This window comes from Sphingomonas sp. 22176, from assembly GCF_052045505.1.
Taxonomy (GTDB): Bacteria; Pseudomonadota; Alphaproteobacteria; order Sphingomonadales; family Sphingomonadaceae; genus Sphingomonas.
The window spans coordinates 24,364-49,837 of the sequence record NZ_JBQEPL010000003.1; the positions used below are offsets into that span (position 1 = coordinate 24,364).

General features: G+C 68.6%; 13 protein-coding genes. 4 read left to right on the forward strand and 9 right to left on the reverse strand.

Annotated features, from left to right (window positions below):
* Positions 1-180: 180 nt before the first annotated feature.
* Genes ACTJKY_RS12080 through ACTJKY_RS12110 form a run of 7 tightly spaced genes read right to left on the reverse strand, consistent with a single transcriptional unit; the run spans position 181 to position 15,516 of the window.
* Positions 181-2,103, reverse strand: coding sequence for an alpha-L-fucosidase (locus ACTJKY_RS12080; protein WP_440846375.1), 1,923 nt, complete (start codon positions 2,101-2,103; stop codon positions 181-183).
* A complete protein-coding gene (locus ACTJKY_RS12085; RefSeq protein ID WP_440846377.1) occupies positions 2,100-4,304 on the reverse strand; it encodes a hypothetical protein in 2,205 nt (734 codons plus the stop codon). The genes ACTJKY_RS12080 and ACTJKY_RS12085 overlap by 4 nt, the downstream gene beginning before the upstream one ends.
* Entirely contained in the window at positions 4,304-6,625 is a 2,322-nt protein-coding gene (locus tag ACTJKY_RS12090) for a GH92 family glycosyl hydrolase (protein ID WP_440846839.1), read from the reverse strand. The genes ACTJKY_RS12085 and ACTJKY_RS12090 overlap by 1 nt, the downstream gene beginning before the upstream one ends.
* Positions 6,625-8,052: a glycoside hydrolase family 125 protein gene (locus tag ACTJKY_RS12095; RefSeq protein ID WP_440846379.1), complete on the reverse strand. Its 1,428-nt coding sequence runs from the start codon at positions 8,050-8,052 to the stop codon at positions 6,625-6,627. Before ACTJKY_RS12095 ends, ACTJKY_RS12090 begins: the two co-directional genes overlap by 1 nt.
* Positions 8,049-10,610: a glycoside hydrolase family 3 C-terminal domain-containing protein gene (locus tag ACTJKY_RS12100; protein ID WP_440846381.1), complete on the reverse strand. Its 2,562-nt coding sequence runs from the start codon at positions 10,608-10,610 to the stop codon at positions 8,049-8,051. Before ACTJKY_RS12100 ends, ACTJKY_RS12095 begins: the two co-directional genes overlap by 4 nt.
* Entirely contained in the window at positions 10,610-13,198 is a 2,589-nt protein-coding gene (locus ACTJKY_RS12105; RefSeq protein ID WP_440846383.1) for a beta-mannosidase, read from the reverse strand. Before ACTJKY_RS12105 ends, ACTJKY_RS12100 begins: the two co-directional genes overlap by 1 nt.
* Entirely contained in the window at positions 13,195-15,516 is a 2,322-nt protein-coding gene (locus ACTJKY_RS12110) for a beta-N-acetylhexosaminidase (protein WP_440846385.1), read from the reverse strand. The genes ACTJKY_RS12105 and ACTJKY_RS12110 overlap by 4 nt, the downstream gene beginning before the upstream one ends.
* 253 nt (positions 15,517-15,769) lie before the next feature.
* Here ACTJKY_RS12110 and ACTJKY_RS12115 point away from each other — a divergent pair, with 253 nt between their 5' ends.
* The 4 genes from ACTJKY_RS12115 to ACTJKY_RS12130 all read left to right on the forward strand — a co-directional run bounded on the left by ACTJKY_RS12115 (position 15,770) and on the right by ACTJKY_RS12130 (position 20,807).
* The gene (locus ACTJKY_RS12115; RefSeq protein WP_121079300.1) at positions 15,770-16,507 is read left to right on the forward strand and encodes a GntR family transcriptional regulator; all 738 of its coding nucleotides are present in this window, start codon (positions 15,770-15,772) and stop codon (positions 16,505-16,507) included.
* Positions 16,508-16,544: 37 nt separating this feature from the next.
* Positions 16,545-19,430 (forward strand): beta-galactosidase GalA, encoded by a 2,886-nt coding sequence (gene galA / locus ACTJKY_RS12120; protein ID WP_440846387.1) that lies wholly within the window; start codon positions 16,545-16,547, stop codon positions 19,428-19,430.
* Positions 19,431-19,546: 116 nt separating this feature from the next.
* Positions 19,547-20,317 (forward strand): J domain-containing protein, encoded by a 771-nt coding sequence (locus ACTJKY_RS12125; RefSeq protein WP_440846389.1) that lies wholly within the window; start codon positions 19,547-19,549, stop codon positions 20,315-20,317.
* A 112-nt stretch (positions 20,318-20,429) separates the two neighbouring features.
* Entirely contained in the window at positions 20,430-20,807 is a 378-nt protein-coding gene (locus ACTJKY_RS12130; protein WP_440846391.1) for a hypothetical protein, read from the forward strand.
* A gap of 435 nt (positions 20,808-21,242) precedes the next feature.
* On the opposite strand, the gene nagE is transcribed toward ACTJKY_RS12130, so the two are convergent.
* Together nagE and ptsP are read right to left on the reverse strand one after the other, a co-directional pair.
* Positions 21,243-22,961, reverse strand: coding sequence for an N-acetylglucosamine-specific PTS transporter subunit IIBC (gene nagE / locus ACTJKY_RS12135; protein WP_440846393.1), 1,719 nt, complete (start codon positions 22,959-22,961; stop codon positions 21,243-21,245).
* Positions 22,958-25,438, reverse strand: coding sequence for a phosphoenolpyruvate--protein phosphotransferase (ptsP, locus tag ACTJKY_RS12140; RefSeq protein WP_440846394.1), 2,481 nt, complete (start codon positions 25,436-25,438; stop codon positions 22,958-22,960). The genes nagE and ptsP overlap by 4 nt, the downstream gene beginning before the upstream one ends.
* Between the last annotated feature and the right edge of the window lie 36 nt (positions 25,439-25,474).

Below are 25,474 nucleotides of genomic sequence, written 5' to 3' on the forward strand. Positions count from 1 at the left end.
CCTTGCAGAAAGGATGCTGTCATAGGTCCCATCGGTATACAATACCAAATAAAGAAACTGGTTTTATATATGGCAGCGCATGGTCTCATCCGTTACGTTTTCAAACGGGCTGTGGCCTAAACGCAACGGGCCGGAGCGCGATACCCGCGCCCCGGCCCCTCTCGGGCGCTCCGACTCGGCTCAGCGCGGGGCGGTGAAGCCGCCGATCTCGGCGATCGCCAGCTTGGGCTCGGGCAGCGCGGTCTCGGCGAAGCGGAGGCGCAGATAGCGGGCGGCTCGTGGCTGCGCAAAGGCGATGCGCTGGGTGGAGAGCGCATAGGCGATGTTGCCGAACTCGCCGGTCGCCGCCGTCTGCCAGGTCTTGCCGTCGGTGCTGACCTCGGCCGTATAGCCCTTGGGCGGGGCGGCATCGGTCATCACATGGCGCGACGGCGTCAGGCTGAAGCCGGCCAGCGCGGTTTCGCTGCCGAGATCGATCGTCACCTCCACCGGTGCGCCGGGCTTGGGGGCGGGGACGGTCCAGATCGTGCCAGGATCGCGATCGAGCAGCTTCTCGGCGCCCGCACCGGCGGCGCTCACGATCTTCCAGTTGCGCGTGTCGATCACGGTCGGGTCGGACGAGACGATCGGCGCGACCGGCACCGGCGCCACCGAGCGGAACAGCGCGAACTCGCTGATCGCGGGGCAGGCGGGCGCCTCAAGGATGCGCAGCCGCACCCGGCGCGGGGCGATCGGCTGCGGCAGGCGCAGGATGTGCTGGGCCGAGATGCACTCCTTTTCCGCAAGCTGCTGCCATTTGCCGTCGATCTCCGCATCCACCGCGAAGCGGGTCACGCGCACGCCGAGCGGCAGATATTCGCGTAAGCGGATCACGTCGAAGCGGGTGTCGGGCTTGAGGTCCAGCGTCAGCGTCGGCGTGGTCGTGCCGTCGGGCGTGGACCAATAGGTCTCGCGATTGCCGTCGAGCACGCGCGCTGCCGCGAAGGCCGCTCCGCGGGTCGCGCTGGCATGGGCGACCGCGCCCTTTGCCAGATCCGTCGCGAAGGTGGCGCGGATCGCGTCGCCGAAGCTCTTGAGGATCTTCACGTCCTGGTCGGCGACGCGGCCGCGGCGATCGGGGGGCAGGTTGAGGTTCAGATTGGTCCCACGACCCACCGATTCGTCATAGAGCCGGACCAGCCGCTCGGGGCTCTTCACCCGCGAATCCTCGTCGGCATGATAGAACCAGCCCGGCCGGATCGAGACGTCGGTCTCCGCTGGCCACCACAGCGCGCCGCCGCGCACGCCCGCATTGCCCTCGCTCTGGACATAGGGGTGGTTGGGCATGGTCGGCCAGCAGGGATCGCCCGCCACGCCGTCCTCATTGCCCACCCAGCGGATGTCGGCGCCGAGCGGATCGAAGGTGCAGGCATCGGGCTGGAGCTGGTGGACCAGCGCCACGATCGACGGCCAGTTATAATAGGCCGGCGCGTCGATCTTCCGCGTCTCGCGTGCGCCGCCATAATAGCCGTCGCCGCCATTGGCGCCGTCGAACCACACTTCGAACAGCGAACCATAGCGCGTGCAGAGCTCGGTCAGCTGGGCGCGGTAATAGGCGATATAGCCGGGGCGGCCGTATTCCGCGTGGTTGCGGTCCCAGGGCGAGAGATAGACGCCGAAGGGCAGCCCGGCGCGCTTGCACGCATCGGACATCTCGCGGACGATGTCGCCCTGGCCGTTCTTGTAGGGGCTGTTGCGGATGCAATGCTCGGTCAGCTTGGTCGGCCAGAGGCAGAAGCCGTCATGGTGCTTGCAGACCAGGATCAGGCCCTTGAGCCCGCCCGCCTTGGCCGCCGCGACGATCTGGTCGGCGTTGAAGTCGCTGGGGTTGAAGGTCTTGGGATCCTCGTCACCATAGCCCCATTCCTTGTCGGTGAAGGTGTTCATCGAGAAGTGGATGAAGGCGTATTGCTCGCGCTGGTGCCACTTCCACTGGCGGGCGCTCGGCGTCGCGCCATAGGGCTTGGGCGCGGGCGTCTTCGCGGCGGCGCCGGTCGCCGCATGGGCGAGCGCGGGGGTGGCGATGCCGGCAGCGACGAGCGCGCGGCGGGAAAGGGTCGTCATTTGCGTTCTCCGGAGAGGGGTTCTGGAATCAGCCAGGTCTCGGCGACCTGATGGCCACGGCCGCTGCCGCCCATGCCGGCAGGCCGCGTCCAGGCGAGATCGAGCGTGCCGCCGCGCGTGGCGGCAGCGGGGATGGGGATGTCCACCGTCATCGGGTTGGTCTTGCGATCGAGCGGCGGGTGAAGCTCGATGCTGCCATTAGCAACAAGCCGCATCGGCAGCCAATAGTCCTCACCGGCATAGGTGGCGACGAGGCGATAGCGGCGCTTCGGATCGAGCCCGGTGTAGTGGAGCCGCAGCGGCGCGTCGTAGAGGCTCTCGGCATAGCTGATCCACGACATCCGCCAGCCGTCGTTCGGAGTGCGATCGGCAATGCCGTCCACCGCGCCGTCGAAGCGCAGCGGATCGGTGACCGGGCTGCTGCCGCCGACGAGATGCGGCGCGTTCCAGGGGTCGCCGAGATCGTCGTAGAGCGCGCCTTCCTTCGCCCGGGCATAGTCGGCGAGCTGCGCCGGGGTGCGCGTGGCGAGCTGGCGTTCGATCCACATGCGGTCGTTGAGGTCGACATCGACGCGGTCGAGATTGGCGCCGCGCTCGATGTTGGAGGCGCCGTACAGCTTCACGCTGAGCTGGAACCGCGCGCCCTGCCACAGCCGCTCGGCAAGCGCGAACAGCCGGGTGCGAAGCGCCGGCACGGGCGCGGGATCGGCCTCCGCCAGCCTAGCGCGCGCCGTCGCGGCGTCGGGCGCGGCAAGAGCGGCGGCCTCGCGAGCGCGGGCGGCGATCAGGCGGTGGCGGACGATCGTGTCGTACACCGCGCGGTAGCGGAGCGCGTCCGTCCGCCAGTCGGCCCAAGAAGCGGGCTTCAGGCCGTCGACCAGCGCCAGCGTCGCGTCGATGCTCGCGTTCGCGGCGGGGTCGCCGGTCCAGTTGTCTTCCAGTGCGAACAATGCCTTGGCCGCCGCGGGATCGCCGATGAAGTCGGCGGCATAGTCGCGCGCAAAAGCCTCGGGCGTGGTCTGCGGATCCCAGCCGAGGCGGAACCAGAGAAACTGGTTGGCATCGTCGTTGACGCCTTCGGAATAGGTGACGAAGCCGCTGCTGCCTGGATCGAGATGTCGGAACAGGCCGGTCATCGCGCGCGGGCGCGGATCGATCGGCTCGCGGCCCTCGGTGAGCGCGAAGGCGGGGCTCCAGCGATCGACCGGCACCTGCGCGTGCATGGTGTGCGCGATGTCGGGATAGAGCAGCAGCTGATAGCCGGCGGGCAGATGGCGCCGCTGGGTGGCGACGGGGTCGCGGGTCTGGGGCCCGGCAAAGATGCCGGTCAGCCAGCGCGGGCGGCGGGCGAGCTGGACGTAGAAGGCGTCGAGTCCCGCCGCGTCGAAGCCCTGGGTGGAGATCCAGACGCTGGCCGCCGGGTTTTGCGCGCGCAAGGTCGCGGCTTCGTCGGCAACCAGCGGGAACAGCCGGTCGGGCGCGGCATGGCCGGGATCGCCGCCGGGAACATAGAGCGCGTCGACCTGCGGCAAGGCGCCGAGCAGGATGCGAAAGCGGCCGAGTTCGTGGTCGCGCTCGGCTTGCGTCTCATAGTCGTGCAGGTTCGGATAGTAGAGCGCGAAGTCGATGCCCAGCCGGTGCGTGATCTCGCCGATGCCGCGCAGCGTTTCCAGCGGCGGGGCGGGGAAGAGCGGGCTGGTGGCGTCGTCGTCGGAAACCGGCGCGATTACCTGCACGCCGCTCGCGCCCCATAGCGCGAAATCCTCGATCCGGCGACGGAACATCGCCAGCGTCCAGGCATCATAGCTGTTGTTTTTGGCGCGGTAGCCGATCTGGGTGAGCCGCACCGACCGCGCCGGCGCGCTGTCGTAGCGCAGCGGCCTGGCGCCGGTCCGCAGATACCAGCCGGCGCCATAGACCAGCCCGCGCGTGCCCTGCGCGGTGATCACCAGCGTGTCGCCGATCCGCCGGACGGCAAAGCCTTCGCGCGGCAGGCGCTTCGGCGCCACCTTGCGCCACGCCGCGCGGCGCGGGGCGGGAAGGGCGGCTTCCACCGCGTCTTGCGGTGCCAGGAATACCCGGGCGCAGGGCGTGTGCCGCTCCTCCAGCCGTGTGCGCAGCAAGTCGGCCGCCACCGCGCCGCCGGCTCCGGCGGAGACGCAGGGCGACGACGTGGACAGGAGCGCAGCGGCGAGCAGCATCAGGCGGGCACGCGGCCGTTGGATGGCGGGCGGTCGGTGAGCGCGCGCCCGAAGCCGGGGTTCGGTTTCGCCGACATGGTGAAGCGCAGCGTGCCGCCCTTCACCAGATCGGCGTGCGCGATCCAGCTTTTGGTCCACGGCTTGCCGTTCCAGGTCACCGCCGCGACATAGGGCTTGTCGGCGCGGTTGCCCGGTGCCTCGATCACCAGCTTCCGGCCCTTGCCGACGGTCACCTCGGCCCGTTCGAACAGCGGCGAGCCGAACACATAGGCGGCCTCGACCGGATCGACGGGGTAGAAGCCCAGTGCCGAGAAGACGAACCATGCGCTCATCTGGCCGCAATCGTCGTTGCCGATGACGCCGTCGGGATCGTTCTTGTACATCTCGGTGCACAGCCGCCGCACCATCGCCTGCGTCTTCCACGCCGCACCCACAAAGGCGTAGAGATAGGCGGCGTGCTGATCGGGCTCGTTGCCATGGGCGTACTGGCCGACCAGCCCCGAAATATCCGGCGGGGCATTGTCGGGCAGGGTGGACGGCGCGTTGAACAGCGCGTCGAGCTTTGCCTCGAACTTGGCGTCGCCGCCCATGTGCTGGATCAGCCCGTAAACGTCGTGCTGGTTGAGGAAGGTCGCCTGCCAGCCATTCGCCTCGGTATAATCGCGCCACCAGGGCTTGGGCATGTGGCCGAGCTGGACGGGATCATAGGGCGTCCACCAGCTACCGTCGGCGAAGCGCGGGCGCGCGAAGCCGATGCTGCCGTCGATCACGTTGCGCCAGTTGCCCGAGCGCGTGCGCAGCCGCGCGGCATCGGCCTTCTCGCCGATCGCGGCGGCGAGATGCGACGACGCCCAGTCGTCATAGGCATATTCCTGCGTCCGGCTGACGCTCTCGAACCATTTGTCCGCAGGCACATAGCCCATGCGATCGTAGAGATCGCGGCCCTTGCTGTTGTCCTTGTCCGGCGCGGTGAAATCGAAGCTGCGGCGGCGGATCGCCGGCCAGGCGGCGGCATAATCGGCTTCGATCCCCTTGGCGTGCGCTTCGGCGAGCGGCACGACTCCGTGCCAGCCGATCATCGTGCCGGTTTCCTTGCCCTGCAGCGGCCAGACGAGCGGGCCATAGGGCGACTGTGCCGTCTGGCGGATCAAATCGTCGACCAGCGACTTGGTGCGATCGGGCGCGATCAGGGTGAGCAGGGGGTGGAGCGCCCGATAGGTGTCCCACAGCGAATAGGTGCTATAGGCCGCGCCGCCCTTGGGAACGCTGTGGATCTGCCCGTCCATGCCGAGATAGCGGCCGTCGGCGTCGGAAAACAGCGTGGGGGCAAGCTGCGCGTGGTAGAGTGCGCTGCTGAGGATCGTGCGCTGGTCGGCGGTACCGCCCTCGACCTGGACCGCATCGAGGGCCGGTTGCCACCGGGTGGTGGCATCGCGGCGGGTGCGATCGAAGTCCCAATGTCTCGCTTCGGTGACCAGATTGGCACGGGCACCGGCGACATCGACGCCGGAGATCCCGCAACGCACGAGAATCGGGTCCTTTCCTGCGTCCGCATAGTGCAGGACCGCCTTCAGTCGCCGTCCGGTGACCTTGTGGCTGCCGGCGGGCTGCTCGGCATCGTCATCGCCGTAGAAGGTGATGCGATCGGGCTGGCGCGAGAGCTGGAGCGCGAAGAAGATCTTGCGGCCCTTGGCCCAGCGAAAGACTTGTCGCCGGCCGGTGATCGTGCCGTCGGCCTCCACTTCCATCAGCGCGTCGGCGATCAGGGGCGGGCTGTCCGAGCTGTCGAGCACCAGATGCGATAGATCCAGCAGGATGTGCCCGGCGCCTGCCGGGAAAGTGTAACGATGCCAACCGGTTCGCTCGGTAACGGTCAGCTCCGCGCGGACGCCGTTATCCAGCGCGACACGGTAATAGCCGGGCTCGGCATGCTCGTCGTGATAGCGCTGGCGATAGCCGGTCTCGGGCTTTTCGCGGGTGCCGGGCTGCAGGACCACCGGTCCCCGGCCGGGGACGACGAGCAGATCGAGCATGTCGCCGATGCCGGTGCCCGAAAGATGGGTGTGCGAGAAGCCGAGGATCGAGCCGTCGCTATGATAATAGCCCGAGCAGGTCTCCCAGCGTTCGACCCCCGTATCGGGGCTCAGCTGCACCATGCCGAACGGTAGTGTCGCGCCCGGATAGGTGTGGCCGGTGCCGCCGGTGCCGATGAACAGATTGGGTGCGGTGCGGCGCGGCGTCTGCGCCGACGCGGCGCGAGGGAGTGCGGCGGCCGCGAGGCCGATCGCGCTGGAGCCGAGCAGGTGGCGACGGGAGAGGATCACAGCGTTTCCTGAAGCAGCCGGGGTTGTGCCGCGGCGAGGTGGACGAGCAGCTCGCCGAACAGGCCATTGGCCCAGGCGAACCAGTCGCGGGTGAACTTGGACGGGTCATCCTGGTTCACAGCCTCATGGATGAAGCCCGTGCCTGCGTCGCTATTGCTAAGCATTCGCAGAATATTGCGAAGCGTTCGCACATCGCCATCGTAGCTGAAACCGCGCATGATCAACGACATAGGCCAGACTTGGCCCAACCCGACATGCGGCCCGCCGATGCCTTCAACGACCTTGCCGCGCGACCAATAGGGATTTGCCTCGCTCCACGCCGCATCCGCGGTGCGTCTCCAAAGCGGTTCGTTGCGATCGACGCAGCGGAGATAGGCGAGGCTCGAAAGCGACGGCACATTGGCGTCGTCCATGAAGATCGCATTGCCGAAGCCATCGACTTCATAGGCGATCACTTCGCGGCCGTCGCGCAGCCGCATCGTGCCGTATTCGCGCAGCGCAGCCTCGACTTCGCCGGCCAAGGCCGTCGCATCGTTCGCAAGTGCGGAATCCTTGCGCGTCGCCATGGCGAGCACCGCCAGCTCGCGCAGCACGGTGACCGCGAAATAATTCGACGGAATCAGAAAGGGATAGACGCATGCGTCGTCCGAAGGCCGGAAACCGCAATGGATCAGCCCCACCGGACGGCTGGGCGGGCCATAGCCGTCGAGCATCAGCGTTTCGGTCGGTCGGTCGCTGCTGCGCAGGAAGCGATAGGGACCGGGTCCGTCTTTCCGCTGCTGCTCGCGGAAGGTGCGAATAATGGTGCGGGCGGATTCCGCCCATTGCGCGTCGAACGGGGAGGTGTCGCCGGTCGCCTTCCAATAATCATGCGCCAATCGAATGGGATAGCAGAGGCTGTCGATCTCCCATTTCCGCTCGGCGACGCCGGGCTTCATCTCGGTCCTGTCGTGCAGCGCCCAGCTCAGCTTGGTGTGGGCGTGCGGATCGGCAAGGAACGCGTTGGCATAGGGATCGAGCAGGATGCAGCGCGCCTGCCGAGCGATCAGGCCCTGGTAGAGGCGGCGCAGATCGGCGTCTTCCTTCGCCAGATGCAGATAGGGCCGCACCTGGGCCGAGCTGTCGCGCAGCCACAGCGCGTCGATGTCGCCGGTGATGACGAAGGCGTCGGGCTTGCCGTCGACCACGCCCATCTTCACCGTGGTGTCGAGCGTGTTGGGATAGCAGTTGCCGAACATCCAGTGCAGCTTGGGATCGGCGATCTTGCTGGAAACACGCGCGATTTCGCGCTCGACCGCCTTGCTGACGAAGCGGCGGTCAGCCGGTGCGGGGCGCTTGCTGACGAACGCGGGCGTGTCCGCGGCAAAGGCGGGCGTGACGGCGAGCGCCAGGCCCGAGCCGAGCAGGGTCCGGCGGTCGATCATTTCGGCAGCACCTCCGCGTCGCCGTTCAGCGTGAATTCGGCCCATTGGCCGGCGCCGTCACCCGGCTGGCCGCCGCCGACCCATACGCGATAGGTGCCCGGCAACACCCGGCGAGTGCCGTCGCGCGCGACGCTGCTGATCCTGCGCGGATCGAGGCTGAACGACAGGCTGGCCGATTTGCCCGGCGCCAGCGCGGCACGCTTGAAGCCGGAAAGCTGGCGCTGGAGCACCGGCGTCGTCAACCCACCTGGTTTGTTGGCGTCCGGCGTGACGACATAGACCTGGGTCACTTCCTCACCGCTGCGGTTCCCCGCATTGGTGAGCCTGGCGCTGACCTGCACCGGCTGGCCGATGCCCGCGGCCTTCACCGCCACGTCGCCATAGGCGAACTTGGTGTAGCTCAGGCCGTGCCCGAAGCCCCAGAGCGGCTTGCCGGTGAAGAAGCGATAGGTGCGCTCCTTCATGCCATAGTCCACGAATGCCGGCAGGTCGTCGGTCGAGGCGTAGAAGGTCAGCGGCAGGCGGCCCGAGGGATTGTTCTTGCCGGCCAGCGTCTCGGCGATCGCGGTGCCGCCTTCCTCGCCCGGATACCAGGCTTCGAGGATCGCGTCGGCGAGGCTCGGATCGACCGCCACCGCGCTGCCGCTGGTGAGGACGAGGACCAGCGGCTTGCCGGTCTTGCGCAGCGCCTTGAGCAGCTCGAGCTGCGGGCGGGGCAGGGCAATGTCGGTCCGGTCACCGCCGACGAAGCCGGGGATCGAGACGCTGAGCGCCTCACCCTCGAGATCGGGCGACAGGCCGAGCACCGCGACGATCGTATCGGCGTTCTTCGCGACCTCGAGCGCCTGGGCGAGCATCGGTTCGGCCGGCGGCTGCCACATCAGGCGGACGCCGCCATCCTCGCTGCGATGGTCGATCTCCATGCGGAAGGGCACGGGCTTGCCGTCGCTGGCGACCTTCACCGCCACCCGTGCCTTGCCGAGCGGGCCGTCGTGCAGCAGCTTGCCGTCCACCCACAGCCGCACCGCGTCGTGCGTGTTGCAATCCTTCCAGCAGGCGGGGATGTCGATCGCGAGCTCATAGTCGCCCGCACCCGGCGGCGTGAACGCGCCGCTCCAGCGCACCGCGAAGCCGGTGGGGTTGAGCCCTGGCAGCGGCGCCGCGCGGGCATAGTTGAAATCGATGCGGCGATCCTGCCGGGTGGTGACCGGGCTGCCGGTCACCGTCGGCGAGGCGAAATATTCGGCCTTGAGGCCCGGCTTGCCGTCAGCGCGGAACGCGGTTTCGGGCATGATCACCGCGCCGCCCTCGGCCAGCTGCGATCCTTGCGCGTACACGACGCGGTCCGCGCCGAACTGGCGGCGGATGCCGTCGAGAGGGGGCACCGGATCCTTGGCGGTGCCGTGGTAATTGCCCTCCAGCACGCCGAGATCGTCGGCATTGGCGCCAATCACCGCGATGCGGCCGCCGGTCGAGAGCGGCAGGCGGTCGCCGTCATTCTTGAGCAGCACGATCGCCTTGCGCGCGGCTTCCAGCGCGAGCGCGCGCCGCGCCGGGGTGCCGCGTTCGCTGGGCTTGATCTTGCTCCACGGATTGGCGCCGCCAAACGCGATGCCGAGCGCACGGCGGGCGTTGAGCGCGCGCTTCAGCGCCACGTCGACTTCGGTCTCGCTGACCAGCCCGCGCTTCACCGCCTCCGGCAATGCCGCATAGGTGGTGCCGCAGTTCAGGTCGTTGCCGCCCTTGATCGCGACCGCGGCGGCTTCGGCCGCGTCGAGGCTGTAATGGTGGAACAGGTGGATGTTGGCCACTGCGTCGCAGTCCGAAACGGTGAGGCCGGTAAAGCCCCAGTCCTTGCGCAGCCGATCGTTGAGCAGGCCGCCCGAAGCGCAGGCCGGGGTGCCGTGGATCGAGTTATAGGCGCACATCAGCGACTGCGCCTTGCCCTCGGTGATGGCGAGGCGGAAGGCGGGGGTGTAGGTCGATTCCAGGTCCTGCGGGCTGGGATCTACGTCGAAGCCGTCGCGTCCGGCCTCCGGCCCGCTATGCACCGCGAAATGCTTGGGCGTGGCGAGCACCTTGGGGTGCGCCGGATCCGGACCCTGCAGCCCCTGAATGAAGCCGATCGCGAGATGGCCGGTGAGGAACGGATCCTCGCCATAGGTTTCCTGGCCTCGACCCCAGCGCGGATCGCGGAAGATGTTGATGTTGGGCGACCAGATCGTCAGCCCCTCATAGATCTTGCGATCGGCGCTGACCGGCTTGGCGTTGAAGTTCGCGCGCGCCTCGGTGGCGACGGTGTCGCCCACCTTGTGGAGCAACGGCACGTCCCAGGTCGCGGCGAGGCCGATCGCCTGGGGGAACACCGTCGCATAGCCGTCGCGGGCGAGGCCGTGCAGGCCCTCGTTCCACCAGTCATAGGCGGGCAGGCCGATCTCCGGATCGGCGGGCGCGGTGCTCTGGAGCTGCGCGGCCTTCTGCTCGATCGTCATCTTGGCGATGGCGGCGGCGACCGGATCGGGATCGCTGGCGAGAAGCAGCAGGGGAAGGAAGGGCATCAACGGGGTCCCAGCGTACGAAGGGTAAGGGCGCGGGCGAGCGTGGCAGCATTCGCCTCGGACGTGATGGTGAGTGTGCGGCTCTCGCCAGGCAACAGGTCGAAGCCGTTGTCGCTCGGCTGCGCGACGGTGGTGCCGAAATCGAGCATCACCGCGCGGGCCAGCGCGCCGGCCGTGACGGTTACCTGCTTGCCCTGCCAGCGTACCGACAGGCGCGGGGCTGGATAGGCCATGTCCTTGGGCAGCGACTGTTCGACGAGCTCGCGCGAGACCGGCTTGCCGTCGATCCACAGCTCGGCGACCGCATAGCTGTCGCCCGGTGCCGCGGTGCCGAACAGATCGGCGTCCGCGATCGTGGCGAGTTCGAGCGCGCCCGGAGAGAGGTCGAACTTCTCCGCCTTCCTGCCCAGCGGCTTGCCGTCCATGGTGAAGCCGCGGACGCGCCATTCGGCGGCGATCAGCTGCGTCGCGTCGGACACGGCGGCGAGGCGGGTCGCGCCCTCCTTGTGCTCGGCGACGATCGCCTGGGGCGCGAACATCCGGCGCGCCTCGTACTGGAGCAGCTTCCACTGGCCGTCATAGTCGATGCTCGCCCAGCTGATCGCCGGCCAGGCATCGTTGAGCTGCCAGAACAGCGAGCCCATGGTGATCGGCGCGCAGGCGCGGTGGTGGCGTGCGGCCATGCCGATCGCCTGCATCTGGTTCACCTGGGTGAGGTAGACGAGATCGGCGAAATCGGCGGGCTTGCGCAGCCGCTGGTCGAGATAGAGCTGGAGCCGGCTATTGCCTTCGCCGGCCAGGAACTTCTGGTGCGCCTTGAGCACCGGGCTGTCGATCGCCAGCAGGCCCTTGCCCGCGAAGTTGCGGATCGTCGAAAGGTTCGGCATCGCCTGGAAGCCGTACTCCGACATGAACCGCGCGCAGCCGTTGAGATAATTCTCGACCGGCTTGGAGCCCGACCAGACGTCCCAGAAATGGCGGTCGCCGCTGGCATCGGTATCGACCGGGCCGGTATAGTCGTTCGAGGGCGAGCCCGGCCAATAGGTGGTGCCGGGGGCTTCCTTCAGCACTGCGTCGCGCAGGGTGCGATCGAACAGCACGGCCATGCCGGCGCCGATCCGCTCCTGCTCGTCGGCGCCGACCGCCTTCTTGAACGCCTTGCGATCGGACCAGTTTTCCCAGCCCGACAGGATCTCGTTGCCGCCGTTCCAGCCGACGATCGAGGGATGCGGCTGGAGCCGGGCGACCTGCTCCTCGGCCTCGATGCGGACATTCTCCCGGAACGCCGCGTCGGGCGGGGTGATCGAGCCGCCGAACATGAAGTCCTGCCACACCATCAGGCCGAGCTCGTCGGCCGCGGCGTAGAAGGCGTCGTCGAGATAATAGCCGCCGCCCCATACGCGGATCATGTTCATGTTGGTGTCGCGTGCGTCGGTGAGCATGCGGCGCATGCGTGCCTCGGTCACGTTGTTCGGGAACATGTCGAACGGGATCAGGTTCGCGCCCTTGGCGAAGATGCGCAGCCCGTTGACACGGAAGCCGAAGCCGCCGCCCTGGGTGATCAGCTCGACGGTACGCAGGCCGATGCGGTGCGACACGCGGTCGCTGACCGCGCCGTCTTCCTCCAGCGTCGCCTCGACCTTGTAGAGCGGCTGCGCGCCATAGCCCGCCGGCCACCAGAGCTGGGGCTTCGCCAGGGTGAGCGGCACGCTGACCGCGTTCTCGCCCGCGCCGAGGGTGAGCGTGCGGCTCGCCTCGACGGTCTGGCCGTCGGGGCTGGTGATGCGGGTGCGCACGGTGACGGTGCGCGCGCGGTCGCCGACCAGCTTCCAACGTGCCACGAGGCGCGCCTCGGCGGGGTTCAGCGCTTCCTGGTCGACGCGGAAGCCGTCGATGCGGGCATCGTCCCAGGCTTCCAGCCGCACCGGCCGCCACAGGCCGATCTTGACGATGCGCGGCGCCCAGTCCCAGCTGTAATCGTACTTGGGCTTGCGGATATAGGGCGAGGTCTGCTTGCCCTTGGGTTCGTCGCCGAACGCGGAATCATATTCGCCGGGAAGCGGGAATTTCTCCGCCAGCACCATCGGCTGCAGCGTCTTGATCGGCGAGGCGATGGTGACGACCAGCTCGTTCGCGCCCGCCTTGAGCGCCTGCTTGGCATCCACCCGCCAGCGGCGATGGGCGTTGTCGGTCTCGACCAGCTTCTGGCCGTTGAGCGTCACGGTGGCGAAGGTATCGAGCCCGTCGAACACCAGATCGAGATGGTCGCGCGCCAGCATCGCGGGCGTGACGTTGAGCGTGCGGCGGAACTGCCAGCGGGTAAGGCCCGCCCATTGGATCGGCGCCTCGTTGATGCCCTTGTACGGATCGGGCACGCGCTTGGCGGCGATCAGATCCTGCTGGACGCTGCCGGGCACCTTGGCCGGGAACCAGGCGGCTTCCTTGGGGTGGGCCTTGGCGGCGTCGGCGTCGCTGGGATCGATGCGGACTTCCCAGGCACCGTCGAGCGAGACCGACTGCCGGGGATCCGCCCAGGCCGGGGTGACCAGCGCGAGAAGGGGCAGCAGGGCGAGCGCGCGAGCCTTCACTTCGCATTCTCCGTCAGCACAACGCGTTCGACCGTGTAGAACGGGTCGCTGAGCGGGGAGGTGAACTGGAAGCAGATATCCTCGTCGCCGCTCAGCTTGGGCAGCGTGCCGGAGAAGCGGAACTGCTGCGGCGCCTTGGCGGGATCGGGCAGCGGGAAGGTGGCGATGACGATCGGCTTGATCGACGGATCCTTGGCGGCCGCGATGCAGCGCGCGCGGACGATCAGCTCGCCGTATGTGCTGACATTGTAATGCGCCCGCACCTTGTTGAAGTCGTGCGCCAGGCCGTAGTTGCGGGGCGTGCGGGCGACGTCGACGGTGAAGCCCGTTGCGATGTCCATCGGCGCAGCCGGATAGGCGGTGCAGGTGTCGAACAGGTTTACGTTGAACACCGGCGCATTCTCCTGCGCCTCGCTGTTCAGCGGCACGCGCAAGCCGAGCGCGCCCTTGGGGCACGCCACCATGTCCGAGCTGGTGCGGGTGAGCAGCGCGGTGCGGCTGGTTTCGAACGCGCGCGGCGCCGCGGTGGCCGCGCCCACGGCGTCGAACGCAGCGGCGGTGATCGTCGTGCCGGGCTTGAGCGTCAGCGGCGCCTTGTAGACCGGGGACTTGGCGGTGGGCTGCTTGCCGTCGAGCGTGTAGCGGATCGTGCCGAAGCCGGTCTGGGTGGCCAGCGCCACCTTGGCCTGGTTCGCCCGCAGCGCCTCGCCGCGCGTCCCCTGCAGCTTGTAGTCGACCGCGAAGGCGCTGTCGGCGACTTCCATCCCCGAACGGCGCCAGCGCGCGATCTGCGGCTGGAGGCGCTGCACGAAGTCGTCAAAGTCGCGCTTGTCCTTGCCCGACCAGGTGATCTCGGCGATCGCCGCCGCGCGGGGGAACAGCATGTGCTGCACCTGGTACGGCGTGATCAGATATTCGCTCCACGCATTGCCCTGCGCGCCGAGTACATGGCTGGCCTTGGCGGCATCAATGCCTACCGGCATCGGCTCGTATTTGTACACGTCGGCGAGCGTCTGGATCGAGAGGCGGCCCGGCGGCTCGTCGCGGCGGTCGCTCTGTAGGCTGTCGAGATAGAGGGTGGGGGCGGGCGAGAGCACCACGTCATGCCCCTGGTTTGCCGCGTCGACTGCGCCCTTCTCGCCGCGCCACGACATTACCGAGGCAGACTTCGGCAGGCCGCCTTCGAGGATCTCGTCCCAGCCGATCAGGCGGCGGCCATGCTGCTCGAGATAGGCGCCGAACTGCTCGATCATCCAGCTCTGCAGCGCGTTCTCGTCCTTCACGCCGAGCGCCTTCATCTGCGCCTGCACTTGCGGAGAGCGCTCCCACTGGTCTTTCACCGCCTCGTCACCGCCGAGATGGACATAGGTGCCCGGGAACACCGCCATCAGCTCGTCGAGCACTTCCTTGACGAAGGCGATGCCCTTGGGGCCGGGGTTGAACAGGTACGGGTTCACCCCCCAGTCGTGCGACACTTCGGTATGGTCGCCGAAGATGCCGAGTTCGGGATAGGCGGCGACCAGCGCCTGGGCGTGGCCGGGCAGGTCGATCTCGGGGACGATCGTCACCCCGCGCTCGGCGGCATAGGCGACCAGCGCCTTGAGCTGCTCCTGCGTGTAGAAGCCACCGACCTTGGGGCCGGGCGCGCCGCCGGTGCTTGGCGGGGTGCGCCAGCCGCCGATTTCGGTGAGCTTCGGATAGCGCTTCACCTCGAAGCGCCATCCCTGGTCGTCGGTGAGGTGGAGGTGGAGCGTGTTGAGCTTCACCGAGGCCATCTGGTCGACCACGCCGTAGACGAACTCGATCGGCTGGAAATGGCGGGCGACGTCGAGCATCAGCCCGCGCCAGCCGAAGCGGGGGGCGTCTTCGACGCTGAGCGCCGGCAGCTTCACCGGCTTGCCGAAGCCGTGATCGGGGCTGAGCAGCTGGGCGAGCGTCATAGCGCCGTATAGCAGCCCACGATCGCCCGAAGCGGCGATGCGCACGCCCTTGGCGTCGACGGTCATGCGATAGGCTTCGGCGCCCTGAATGCTCGCATCGCGCTCGAAGCGGATCGCGCCGCTGGCGCCGGTGGCACCCAGCGTCAGGCCGCGTTCCACCTTCACATGGGCCGCGAGCAGCTTGGCGGCGGCCGCAGCGGCGGTGTCGCCGGCGGGCACGGCGATCGCGGTGCTGTTGCCCACGGTGAAGCTGCCCTTGCCCAGCGTCACGCTGGCGGGGAGGGGGGTGAGCGGCGGCACGGTCTGAGCGAAAGCGGTCGAGGACAGCAGCAACGCCGCCCAGCCGGAATGCCTTGCCGTTTTCAGGAACGCGCGCATCGGAAACTCCCCTCTCGTCTCGGCCGCCGAACGGGGCCGGAGAAAGGGTGTAACCAATTTAGATCCTATCGGGCAACAGCCTTGCGCGTACGGACATAGTTCTTTGCATTTAGCCTCTTGACCTATACCGTTCAGGCTGTTGGTATCATCGTACCAATGTAAGTCCGTAGGAACGCGGGTACGCGCTGCGGGAAACCTGCCGTAGATACGGTTGTCTGGGCTTGGCAACGGTGTCGGGCAAGGGGGAGAGATGATGACGTTTTCGGACCAGATCGGCCGGTTTCGCGAAGGCAACCCGTCGCCGCTCTATCTGCAGCTGCAGCAACTGATCCGCGAAGCGATCAGCGGCAAGATCCTCAACCAGGGCGACGCGATCCCGCCGGAGCGCGACCTCGCGGTGGAATATGACGTGTCGCGCATCACCGTGCGCAAGGCGATCGGCGGTCTGGTTGAGGACGGCCTGCTCACCCGCCGCCGGGGCGCGGGCACCTTCGTTGCCGAACGCGTCGAGAAGAGCTTCTCCAAGCTCTCCTCCTTCACCGAGGACATGGCCGCGCGGGGCCGCGCCGCCAGCAGCAACTGGATCGCCCGCTCCACCGGCCAGGTCACGCCCGAGGAGGCGATGGCCCTCGGCCTGTCGCCGGGTGCTGCGGTGCTGCGCTTCTCGCGCATCCGCTTCGCCGACGGCGAGCCCATGGCGCTCGAATTCTCGACCATCGCCGGTTATTGCCTGCCCTCGGTCGATGCGGTGGGGGACTCGCTCTACACCGCGCTCGAAGCCGCCGGGAACCGCCCGGTGCGCGCGCTCCAGCGGCTGCGCGCGGTGCCGTTCCTCGGCGAGCATGCCAAGATGCTCGGGGTCGATCCCGGCCATGCCGGCCTGCTGATCGAGCGCCGCGCCTTCCTGCGCGACGGCCGCCCGGCCGAAGTGACCCGCTCCTATTACCGGGGCGACGCCTATGATTTCGTGGCGGAACTCAGCGACGTCTGAACGCCCGCCTGCCTGCCTGATTTTTGGAGATTGCTGCATGGATCGTCGCCAGTTGCTGCTCGGCAGCGCGGGGTTGGGGGCGCTTGCCTCGCTGGGGCTGCCCGAGGCCGAGGCGGCGGCGCGTGCGGTGGAGGGCGACGCCTTCCCGATGCCCGCGCCCAAGACCGCGCTCATGCCGCGCCTGCCCGACGGCGATCCCACCCGCATCCGCATCGAACGCGGCTGGCGCTTTCATGAAGGCGATGTGCTGCCGGCGCCGCTCAAGGACCATGACGATACCTATGGCAGCGTGAAGGCCGGCAACGCCCGCGGCGCGGCGGCGCGCGATTATGACGACAGCGAATGGGCCGAGGTGCGCCTGCCGCACGACTGGGCCTCGTTCCAGCCCTTCGAGCAGACCGCCAATGTCTCGCAGGGCTATCGCAAGCGCGGCATCGGCTGGTACCGCCGCCGGCTCACCCTCGACCCCGCCGATCATGGCAAGACGATCGAGCTGCACCTCGACGGCGTCGCCACCAACGCGACGGTGTGGGTGAACGGCAGCGTCGTCGCGCACAGCTGGTCGGGCTATGCCAGCATTATCATCGACATGACGCCCTTCGCGCGCTTCGGCGATGAGGACAATGTCATTGCGATCCGCGTCGATGCCGAGGCGATGGAAGGCTGGTGGTACGAAGGCGCGGGCCTCTACCGCCACGCCTGGCTGGTCCGCCGCGGGCCGGTGTCGATCGTCACCGACGGGGTACATTGCGATCCGCGCAAGACCGAGACCGGCTGGAACGTGCCGGTGACGGTGACCGCCGGCAATATCGAGCGCGCACCCGTGGCCGTTGCGGTCGAGGCCGAACTGCTCGACCCCAGCGGCAAGCGCGTCGCCTTCGCGACCACCGCCGGCAGCGTGCCGGTGCTCGATCGCGCCGAGTTGGGCATGACGTTGAGCCTGGGCAGCCCCAAGCTCTGGTCGGTCGAGACGCCGACGCTCTACACCGTCCACACCCGGCTGCTGCGCGACGGCAAGCTGATCGACGAGCGGCGCACCCAGGTGGGCTTCCGCACCGTGCGCTTCGATGCCGACAAGGGGCTGTTCGTCAACGACAAGCCGGTGAAGCTCAAGGGCGTGTGCATCCACCAGGACCATGCCGGCACCGGCGTCGAACAATATGACGCGCTGCTCGGCTGGCGGCTGGAGCGGCTCAAGGCGATGGGCTGCAACGCGATCCGCATGTCGCACAATGCGCCCACCGCCGAGCTGCTCGACTGGTGCGACCGGATGGGCTTCCTCGTCATGGACGAGAACCGCCATTTCAACCCGGCGCCCGATTATCTCGCCCAGCTCAGCTGGATGGTGCGGCGCGACCGCAACCACCCCAGCGTGATCCTCTGGTCGGTGTTCAACGAGGAGCCGATGCAGGGCACCGAAGCCGGCATCGAGATGGTCCGCCGGATGGAAGCCGCGGTGCGCAAGCTCGACGACAGCCGCCCGGTCACCTCGGCGATGAACGGGTCCTTCTACAATCCGCAGAACGTCTCCTCGGTCGTCGACGTGATGGGGTTCAATTACTACCAGGGCGAATACGACAAGTGGCACGCGCTGAACCCGACGCGGCCCAGCACCAGCTCCGAAGATACCAGCGCCTTCGAGACGCGCGGCGCCTTCGCCAGCGATCCCGCGCGCCACGTCATTACCTCCTATGACGAGGAGCCCGCGCCATGGGGCAACACCCACCGCAAGGCGTGGCAGCTGATCGCCGCGCGCGAGTTCATCGCGGGCGGGTTCGTCTGGACCGGCTTCGACTATCATGGCGAGCCGACCCCCTATGAATGGCCGACCATCGCCAGCTTCTTCGGCATCATGGATCTGTGCGGCTTCCCCAAGACCGCGTTCGGCATCCACAGCGCCGCCTGGATCGACGATGCGCCGGTGGTGTGGCTCGCCCCGCACTGGACATGGCCGGGCAAGGAAGGGCAGAATATCAAGGTCTTCGTCGCCTCCAATGCCGATAGCGTGACGCTGCTGCTCAACGGCAAGGTCGTAGGCACGCAGAAGGTCGATCGGCTGCAGGGCAATGAGTGGCAGCTGCCCTATGCGCAGGGCCGGCTCGAGGCGCAGGCGATGCGCGGCGGCAAGGTCGTCGCGCGCATGGTGCACGAGACCGTTGGCAAGCCGGTCGCGCTGCGGCTTACCCCGGCGCGGACGGTGATGGCAGGCGACGACGAAGACGTGCAGCCGATCACCATCGACGCGGTCGACGCCAAGGGCCGGCACGTTCCGACCGCCAATCTGATGACCCATTTCACGGTCGAAGGGGCGAGCATCATCGGCGTCGGCAATGGCGATCCGAACAGCCATGAGCCGGAGAAGGGCAATGCCCGCTCGCTGTTCAACGGCCTCGCGCAGATCCTCGTGCAGGCGGGCACGGGTCGCGGCAAGATTACGGTCAAGGCAAGCGCCGAGGGGCTGAAGCCCGCGCTGCTGACGATCGACCGCGCAGACATCGCGCCGCGCGCGCAGGTGGGCGTCACTCCGCCGCTGATGGTTCTGGGCGACTGGCGCCGCTCGGGGCAGACGGCGGACAAGCCCAAGCCGGGCCTGGTGCCGGACAACAACAGCTGGGCGTTCCTGCGCAGCGCCATGCCGACTCCGGCTGAGCCGCAGCCGGGCTGGCGCGTCTACAACAACCGGCTGACGCCGTGGAAGCGCATCGCCGCAGGGGGTGGCACGCTGCGCTTCGCCAGCGTCGGCGGGCGTGCGGAACTGTGGGTGGACGGCAAGAAGCTCGCCGAGAAGACCGATGCCGCGCCGGCACCGCTCGAGGCCGCCTTCCCGGCGGGTAACGGCCAGCGCACCGTCGAGCTGATCGTCCAGGCGCCGGCGGGGCAGGCATCGGGGCTGCTCGGTAAGGTTACCCTCACGCCGCGCTGAGCGGATCGGGGTGGGGCGTTCGGGCAGGACCCCGAACGTCCCACCGCCGCGTTAACCATGGCCGTTCACGCCTGATTGGTGGACGCCCGATAGGGCTGGCCCTCCAGGGGGACGGCATGAATCATCTCATCAGGTGGCTGGTCGGCGAGCGCGTCGGGCGCGCCTTTCGCGCGCATGGTTTCGCGCGCGGCAATGCGCTGTGGGGGCTGTTCCTGTGGTGGGCGGTCGGCTGGCTCGGCGCGACCGCGGCCTTCTACAATCTCGGCAAGGCCTGGGTGCTGCTTGGCTGCATCGGCGCGATGGGCGGCACGCTGCTGCTGTGCCTGCGCCGGCCGCTCGCCTCCGGGGTCAAGCAGGCGATGCTCAACGCGATCGGCTATAGCGCGCGCTGGGTGATGGCGATCAGCGCCGGCTATGTCGCGCTGCGCATCGTCTGCGCCGCGATCTATGGCGAACTGCAGGCGCAGGGGTTGGCCGGGCTGCCCTGGCAGAGCCTGCAATTCGCCTCGCTGCTGTTCGTCGCCGGCGGCAGCGTTGCGATCGCGGTCAGCGGCATCTTCGCCGCCGACCGGCTGCGGCTGGAGCGCGAAGGCAAGGCGCGGCTGCGCTGGCGCGAGGCGGAGCGGCAGGCGTCGAACCGCGCCGAGGCGGCCGCACCGCCGCCGATCGTGGCGGAAGATGCCTGGTGGGTCGTCCTCGAAGTCTCGCCGGAGGCGACCCGGGCGGACGTCGAAGCCAAGGCACGGGCACTGCTCAAGCAATATCACCCCGACCGCTGGGTCTCCGCCCCGCGCCACCTCAAGGCGCAAGCCGAGCACCAGACCATCCGCATCCTCCAGGCACGCGCCGCGGGGCGGGCGGCGCGCAAGGCGGATTGCCCGGCTTGATCTGAGTGTTTCGGGGTTCGGCGTTTAGTCATGTTGCGCCCCAGTTGGGGACATTGCGCTGTAAGGCTGTCGGGCTATGATCGGACCGAATCCAACAGCATAGAGCGTCACCTTGCTGCAGCCTCATGTATCGAGTTTTGAAAGCGCTTCCCGCGATTTCGCGCTGAGCGGGCCATTGTCGGAATGGCTCTTTGTGTCGGGCTTTTGGCGGGAGGCGGGGTCGATTGTAGGCATCAGCTTCGATCAGTATGAAGAGGAAGCCGTTTCACCGGAGATTGCTGAAATCATCGTCAAAATGATCGAGAGGCGAATTGCAGACCTTGGCGTCGCTGATCACACAGAACTAGTTTTTGGCTATGCACACACAGCAAACGGGGAGATGATCAGCACGCGCATTGTCAATGAAGATGCGGCGTCAGAATTGAAGGCGTTGGTGACATTCATGCGGGAGGCGCATGAGGCTGCTGATGAGGTCGTTTTCAGCCTCTAAACCTTCGGCAGTTTTTCACCAAATCGGACCGTTCGCGATGATCGACGGCCGCATCTCCGACCGCCTTAACGCGTCTTGCGGCAGTGGAAGTGTTCCCCATATGTACTTAATCTGCTGCGGTTGGGCGGCCGCTCTTTGACTCCGCTGATACTGCTTTTCCGCGCGCGAAGGGTTGTGCCTTGCGAACGCAGCCCGTCTCGGCGAGCGGTACGCGCCGAATTTTCACGAGCCGCAACTTCCTAAACTTAGCGTGCCCACACCGGCCCATCGAGAGACCCGTTGAAACGCGCGCAGGCCTAAACTTCCGCAACTTCGGTCGGCAGCCGCGGTCCCGGAGCGGCGGTTCTGGCTGCTCGATGCGTCGGACAGCGAGGCTCAGGCGCGCGCCATAGGCTGCGCCTGAGCGCGGCCGCACCTAGGCGGCCGCGCCCGGGTTCAGCCGCGCAGCTTCGCGAGGACGCTGTCGTCGCCGAGCAGGTGCAGCACCGTGGCCGAGGGGCGGGCGAGCCCGCGCAGGCCGAGCGCCAGCAGCGCGTCGCCATCCACTTCGGCCGGGTTGCCGAGTTCGACGCGCAGGCGGTTGTCATGGGCGCTCACCGCCCGGATATTGGCCGCGCCGCCCAGCGCCGCCAGCGCCGCCGGCTGGAGCGCCACCGTCGGCGCGCGGACCGGGGCTGCGGCCGGTGCGGCGGGTGCCGCGACGCCGCCGCGCGCCGTCGCATCGCGGATCTCGACCGCCACGACATCGGCGATCGGGCCGAGCACCACCTGCAGCGCGCGCTCCGAAGGGCGCAGGATGCCGTGGGCACCGAGCGCCTTGAGCGCGGCATCGTCGACCACGCTCTGGTCGGCGACGATCAGGCGCAGGCGGGTGGTGCAGGCGCCGATCTCGACCAGGTTGGCCGAGCCGCCGAGCGCACGGGCGAAGGCCTCGCCGCGGCTCGACGGCGCGGTGCCGCCAACGGCTTCCGCAGTCACAGGGGCCTCGGCTTCGCGGCCGGGGGTCTTCAGGTCGAAGCGGCGGATCGCCCAGCTGAAGATGCCGTAATAGAGGGCGAAATAGACCAGCCCGACCGGGATCAGCAGCAGCGGCTTGGTCGCCTTGCCGAAGTTCAGGACATAGTCGAACAGGCCGGCGGAGAAGCCGAAGCCGAGCTTCACGCCCAGCAGGTCCATCACCACCATCGCCACGCCGGTCAGCACCGCATGGACGACGTAGAGCGCCGGGGCGAGGAACATGAAGCTGTATTCGATCGGCTCGGTCACGCCGGTGAGCAGCGAGGTGAGCGCGAGGCTGAACAACAGGCCGCCCACCGCCTTGCGGCGCTCAGGGAGTGCTGCGCGGTACATGGCTAGGCAGGCGGCGGGCAGGCCGAACATCATCACCGGGAAGAAGCCCGCCATGAACGCGCCCGCATTGGGGTCGCCCGCGAAGAAGCGGCGCAGGTCGCCCGTCGCGCCGTTGTAATCGCCCTGGACGAACCAGAACACGTTGTTGAGGATGTGGTGCAGGCCGGTCACCAGCAGCACGCGGTTGAGCACGCCGAAGGCGAACAGGCCGAAGGCGCCAGCGCCCGCAATGCCATGGCTCAGCCCGTCTACGCCCGCGCTGATGTGCGGGAAGCCGACGCCGACGATCACGGCGATGAACAGGCCCGCCAGTCCGCTGACGATCGGCACGAACCGGCGGCCGCCGAAAAAGGCGAGATAGGAGGGCAGCTTGATCGCCGAGAAGCGGTTGTAGAAGATGCCGCCGATCAGGCCCGAGACGATGCCGATCGGCACGTCGAGCCGGGCGACCGCCTTGGCCTTCCATGCCGCCACGGCGAGCGCCGCCTGGTCCTTGTCGAGGCCGGCGCCGATCGTGTCGGGCACCGCGAGCAGGCTCTTGCCCGCCTCGGTCGAGACGAGGAAGCAGACGATGCCGGCAAGCGCGGCGGCGCCGTTGCCGTCCTTGGCATAGCCGGTCGCCACGCCGATCGCGAAGAGCAGGCCGAGATGCGAGAACAGCGCGTCACCGGCGGCGCTGACGAAGGCGATGTTGAGCAGGTCGGGCTGGCCGAGCCGCAGCAACAGGCCCGCCACCGGCAGCACCGCGATCGGCAGCATCAGCGCGCGGCCGAGCGGCTGGAGCGTTTCGAGGATCTGCTTCATGCGGTGAATTCCCGGGCAAGGCGGCGGACATCGGCGGCGGTGGCGCAGGCCAGCGCGGCGGTGGCATGGGCGCGGGCGCGCTCGAGCGTGAGGGTGGCGAGCAGCGCCTTCACTTCCGGTACCACCGAAACGGTGGCAGAAAGCTCGGTCACGCCGAGGCCGACCAGGATCGGCACCGCCAGCGGATCGGAGGCAAGGCCGCCGCACACGCCGACCCAGCGGCCCTGGGCGGCAGCGCCCCGGCAGGTATCGGCGATCAGGCGCAGCACGGCGGGATGCAGCCCGTCGATGCCGCTCGCCACCGCCGGGTTCCCGCGGTCCATGGCCAGCGTGTATTGCGTGAGGTCGTTGGTGCCGATCGACAGGAAGTCGGCTTCGGCGGCGAGCAGATCGGCGGTCGCGGCGGCGGCAGGCGTCTCGACCATGATGCCGAGCTCGACCTTCTCGCCGATGCCGAGTTCACCGCGCAGGCGATCGAGCACGGCGCGGACCGCGCGGAGCTCGCCGACGCTGGCGATCATCGGCAGCATGATCCTGGCGACGCCAATCGGCCGCACGCCGAGGATCGCGCGAAGCTGGTCCTCCAGCACCTGCGGATGGGCGAGGCCGACGCGGATGCCGCGCAGGCCCAGCGCCGGGTTCTCCTCCGCTGCGATCGGCAGATAGGGCGCGGGCTTGTCGCCGCCGATGTCGAGCAGCCGGATGATCAGCGGGCGGCCCTGCAGCGCATCGGCGATCGCCTGGTACTCGGCGGTCTGCTCGGCGACGCTCGGCGGGGTCTCGCGGTCGAGGAACAGGAATTCGGTACGCAGCAGGCCGCTGCCCTCGGCGCCCGCCGCAACGGCGCGTTCGGCATCGCCGACCGAGCCGAGATTGGCGAACACTTCGATGCGGGTGCCGTCGGCGAGCCGGGCTTCGGCCCCGGCCGCCGCGCGGGCAGCGGCGAGCGCGGCCGTGCGGGCGTCGACACGGGCCTGCGCCTCGCTACGCTGGGTGTCGTTCGGCGCGACGCGGAGCGTGCCGGCACCGGCGTCGAGGATCAGCGTCTCGCCTTCCTGCACCGTGCGCAGCGCCGGTCCCATTGCGACCAGCGCCGGGATGCCGAGGCTGGCGGCGAGAATGGCGACATGCGAGGTCGGGCCGCCGCGGACGGTGGCGAAGCCGCGGACCTGCGCCGGATCGATCGCGGTGACCTGCGAGGGCAGCAGGTCATCGGCGAGCAGGATCGTCCCTTCCGGGAACACCAGGGGCGCGTCCTGCACGCCTTCGATCGCCGAGACGACGCGGCGTTCGAGATCGACCATGTCGTCGGCGCGCTCGGAAAGATGCGAGTCGCCGCTCTGGCGGAGCAGATCGGCCTGCGGGCGGATCGCCTGGCGCCAGGCCTGGCCGGCGCTGGCGCCGTCGAGCACCGCGGCGCGGGCGGCTTCGAGCAGCTCGGGATCGTCGAGCATCGATCGGTGGGCCGAAAGGATCGACCGCATCGGCCCGGCGGCGTGGCTCAGATCCGCCTCGATCGCGCGCATCACCTTGGCGATGCCGTCCTCCAGCCGTGCGCGCTCCAGGCTCGCACCCTTGCCGATCGGGTCGATCGTCAGTTCGGGGAGGCGGAAGAAGCGGGCGGTGCCGATCGCGAGGCCGGGGGCGGCGGTGACGCCGGCGAGCACGCCGGGTTCGTCCGAAACCGGCGTAGCGACGGGGGCAGGGGCGGGAGCCGGGGCAGGCGCTGATGCGGGATCGGCCTTCTCGCCCATCCCGCTCTCGATCAGCGCGGCGAGCGTCGCCGCGGCTTCGTCGGCGCGGCCGCCCTCGGCGGTGATGCGGATCGTGTCGCCCAGCTTGATGCCCAGCGTCATCAGCCGCACCGGGCTGCGCGCATCGGCGCTCTGCTCGCCCTTGGCGATCGTCACCTTGGCGGCGAAGGGCACCAGCACTTCGCGGAGCTTGGCGGCGGGGCGGGCATGGATGCCGTGCGCCAGCGGCACGACCACGGTCCGCGTTGCGGTCTCGCCGACGATCTCGGTGGCGGCCTCGGCGACCGCGCCCGCACGCGTGATGGTGAAGATCGGTTCGCCCGGCGCAACCAGCCCGCTGCCGCGCTTGCCCGTGAGCGTCAGGCCGTCCTGGCTGATCAGCAGCACCGGCGTCACCACCGAGGGCGCGCCGCACACGACGGAATCGAGATCGAAGCGGATCAGCACGTCGCCCGTGCGCACCTGATCGCCCACCTTCACCTGGGGATCAAACCCCGCGCCGGCCAGCTGCACCGTATCGATGCCGATATGCATCAGCAGCTCGACGCCGTCGCCGGCGCGCAGCGTGATCGCATGGCCCGTCGGCTGGAGTACCGTCACTTCCCCGTCGCAGGGGGCGTAGAGGCAGCCCTCGGTAGGATCGATCGCCACGCCGTCGCCCAGCATCCGCTGCGCGAAGACGGGATCGGGAACCTCGTCCAGCGGCATCAGCCAGCCTGCCATCGGCGCGCCGATGGCAAGGGCCCCGGCCGAGGCGTC

Coding starts and splice junctions, on each gene's coding strand:
- ACTJKY_RS12125 (WP_440846389.1), top strand. CDS start 19,547: ATGAATCATCTCATCAGGTGGCTGGTCGGCGAGCGCGTCGGGCGCGCC.
- ACTJKY_RS12115 (WP_121079300.1), top strand. CDS start 15,770: ATGACGTTTTCGGACCAGATCGGCCGGTTTCGCGAAGGCAACCCGTCG.
- ptsP (WP_440846394.1), bottom strand. CDS start 25,438: ATGGCAGGCTGGCTGATGCCGCTGGACGAGGTTCCCGATCCCGTCTTC.
- ACTJKY_RS12085 (WP_440846377.1), bottom strand. CDS start 4,304: ATGCTGCTCGCCGCTGCGCTCCTGTCCACGTCGTCGCCCTGCGTCTCC.
- ACTJKY_RS12100 (WP_440846381.1), bottom strand. CDS start 10,610: ATGCCCTTCCTTCCCCTGCTGCTTCTCGCCAGCGATCCCGATCCGGTC.
- galA (WP_440846387.1), top strand. CDS start 16,545: ATGGATCGTCGCCAGTTGCTGCTCGGCAGCGCGGGGTTGGGGGCGCTT.
- ACTJKY_RS12080 (WP_440846375.1), bottom strand. CDS start 2,103: ATGACGACCCTTTCCCGCCGCGCGCTCGTCGCTGCCGGCATCGCCACC.
- nagE (WP_440846393.1), bottom strand. CDS start 22,961: ATGAAGCAGATCCTCGAAACGCTCCAGCCGCTCGGCCGCGCGCTGATG.
- ACTJKY_RS12095 (WP_440846379.1), bottom strand. CDS start 8,052: ATGATCGACCGCCGGACCCTGCTCGGCTCGGGCCTGGCGCTCGCCGTC.
- ACTJKY_RS12110 (WP_440846385.1), bottom strand. CDS start 15,516: ATGCGCGCGTTCCTGAAAACGGCAAGGCATTCCGGCTGGGCGGCGTTG.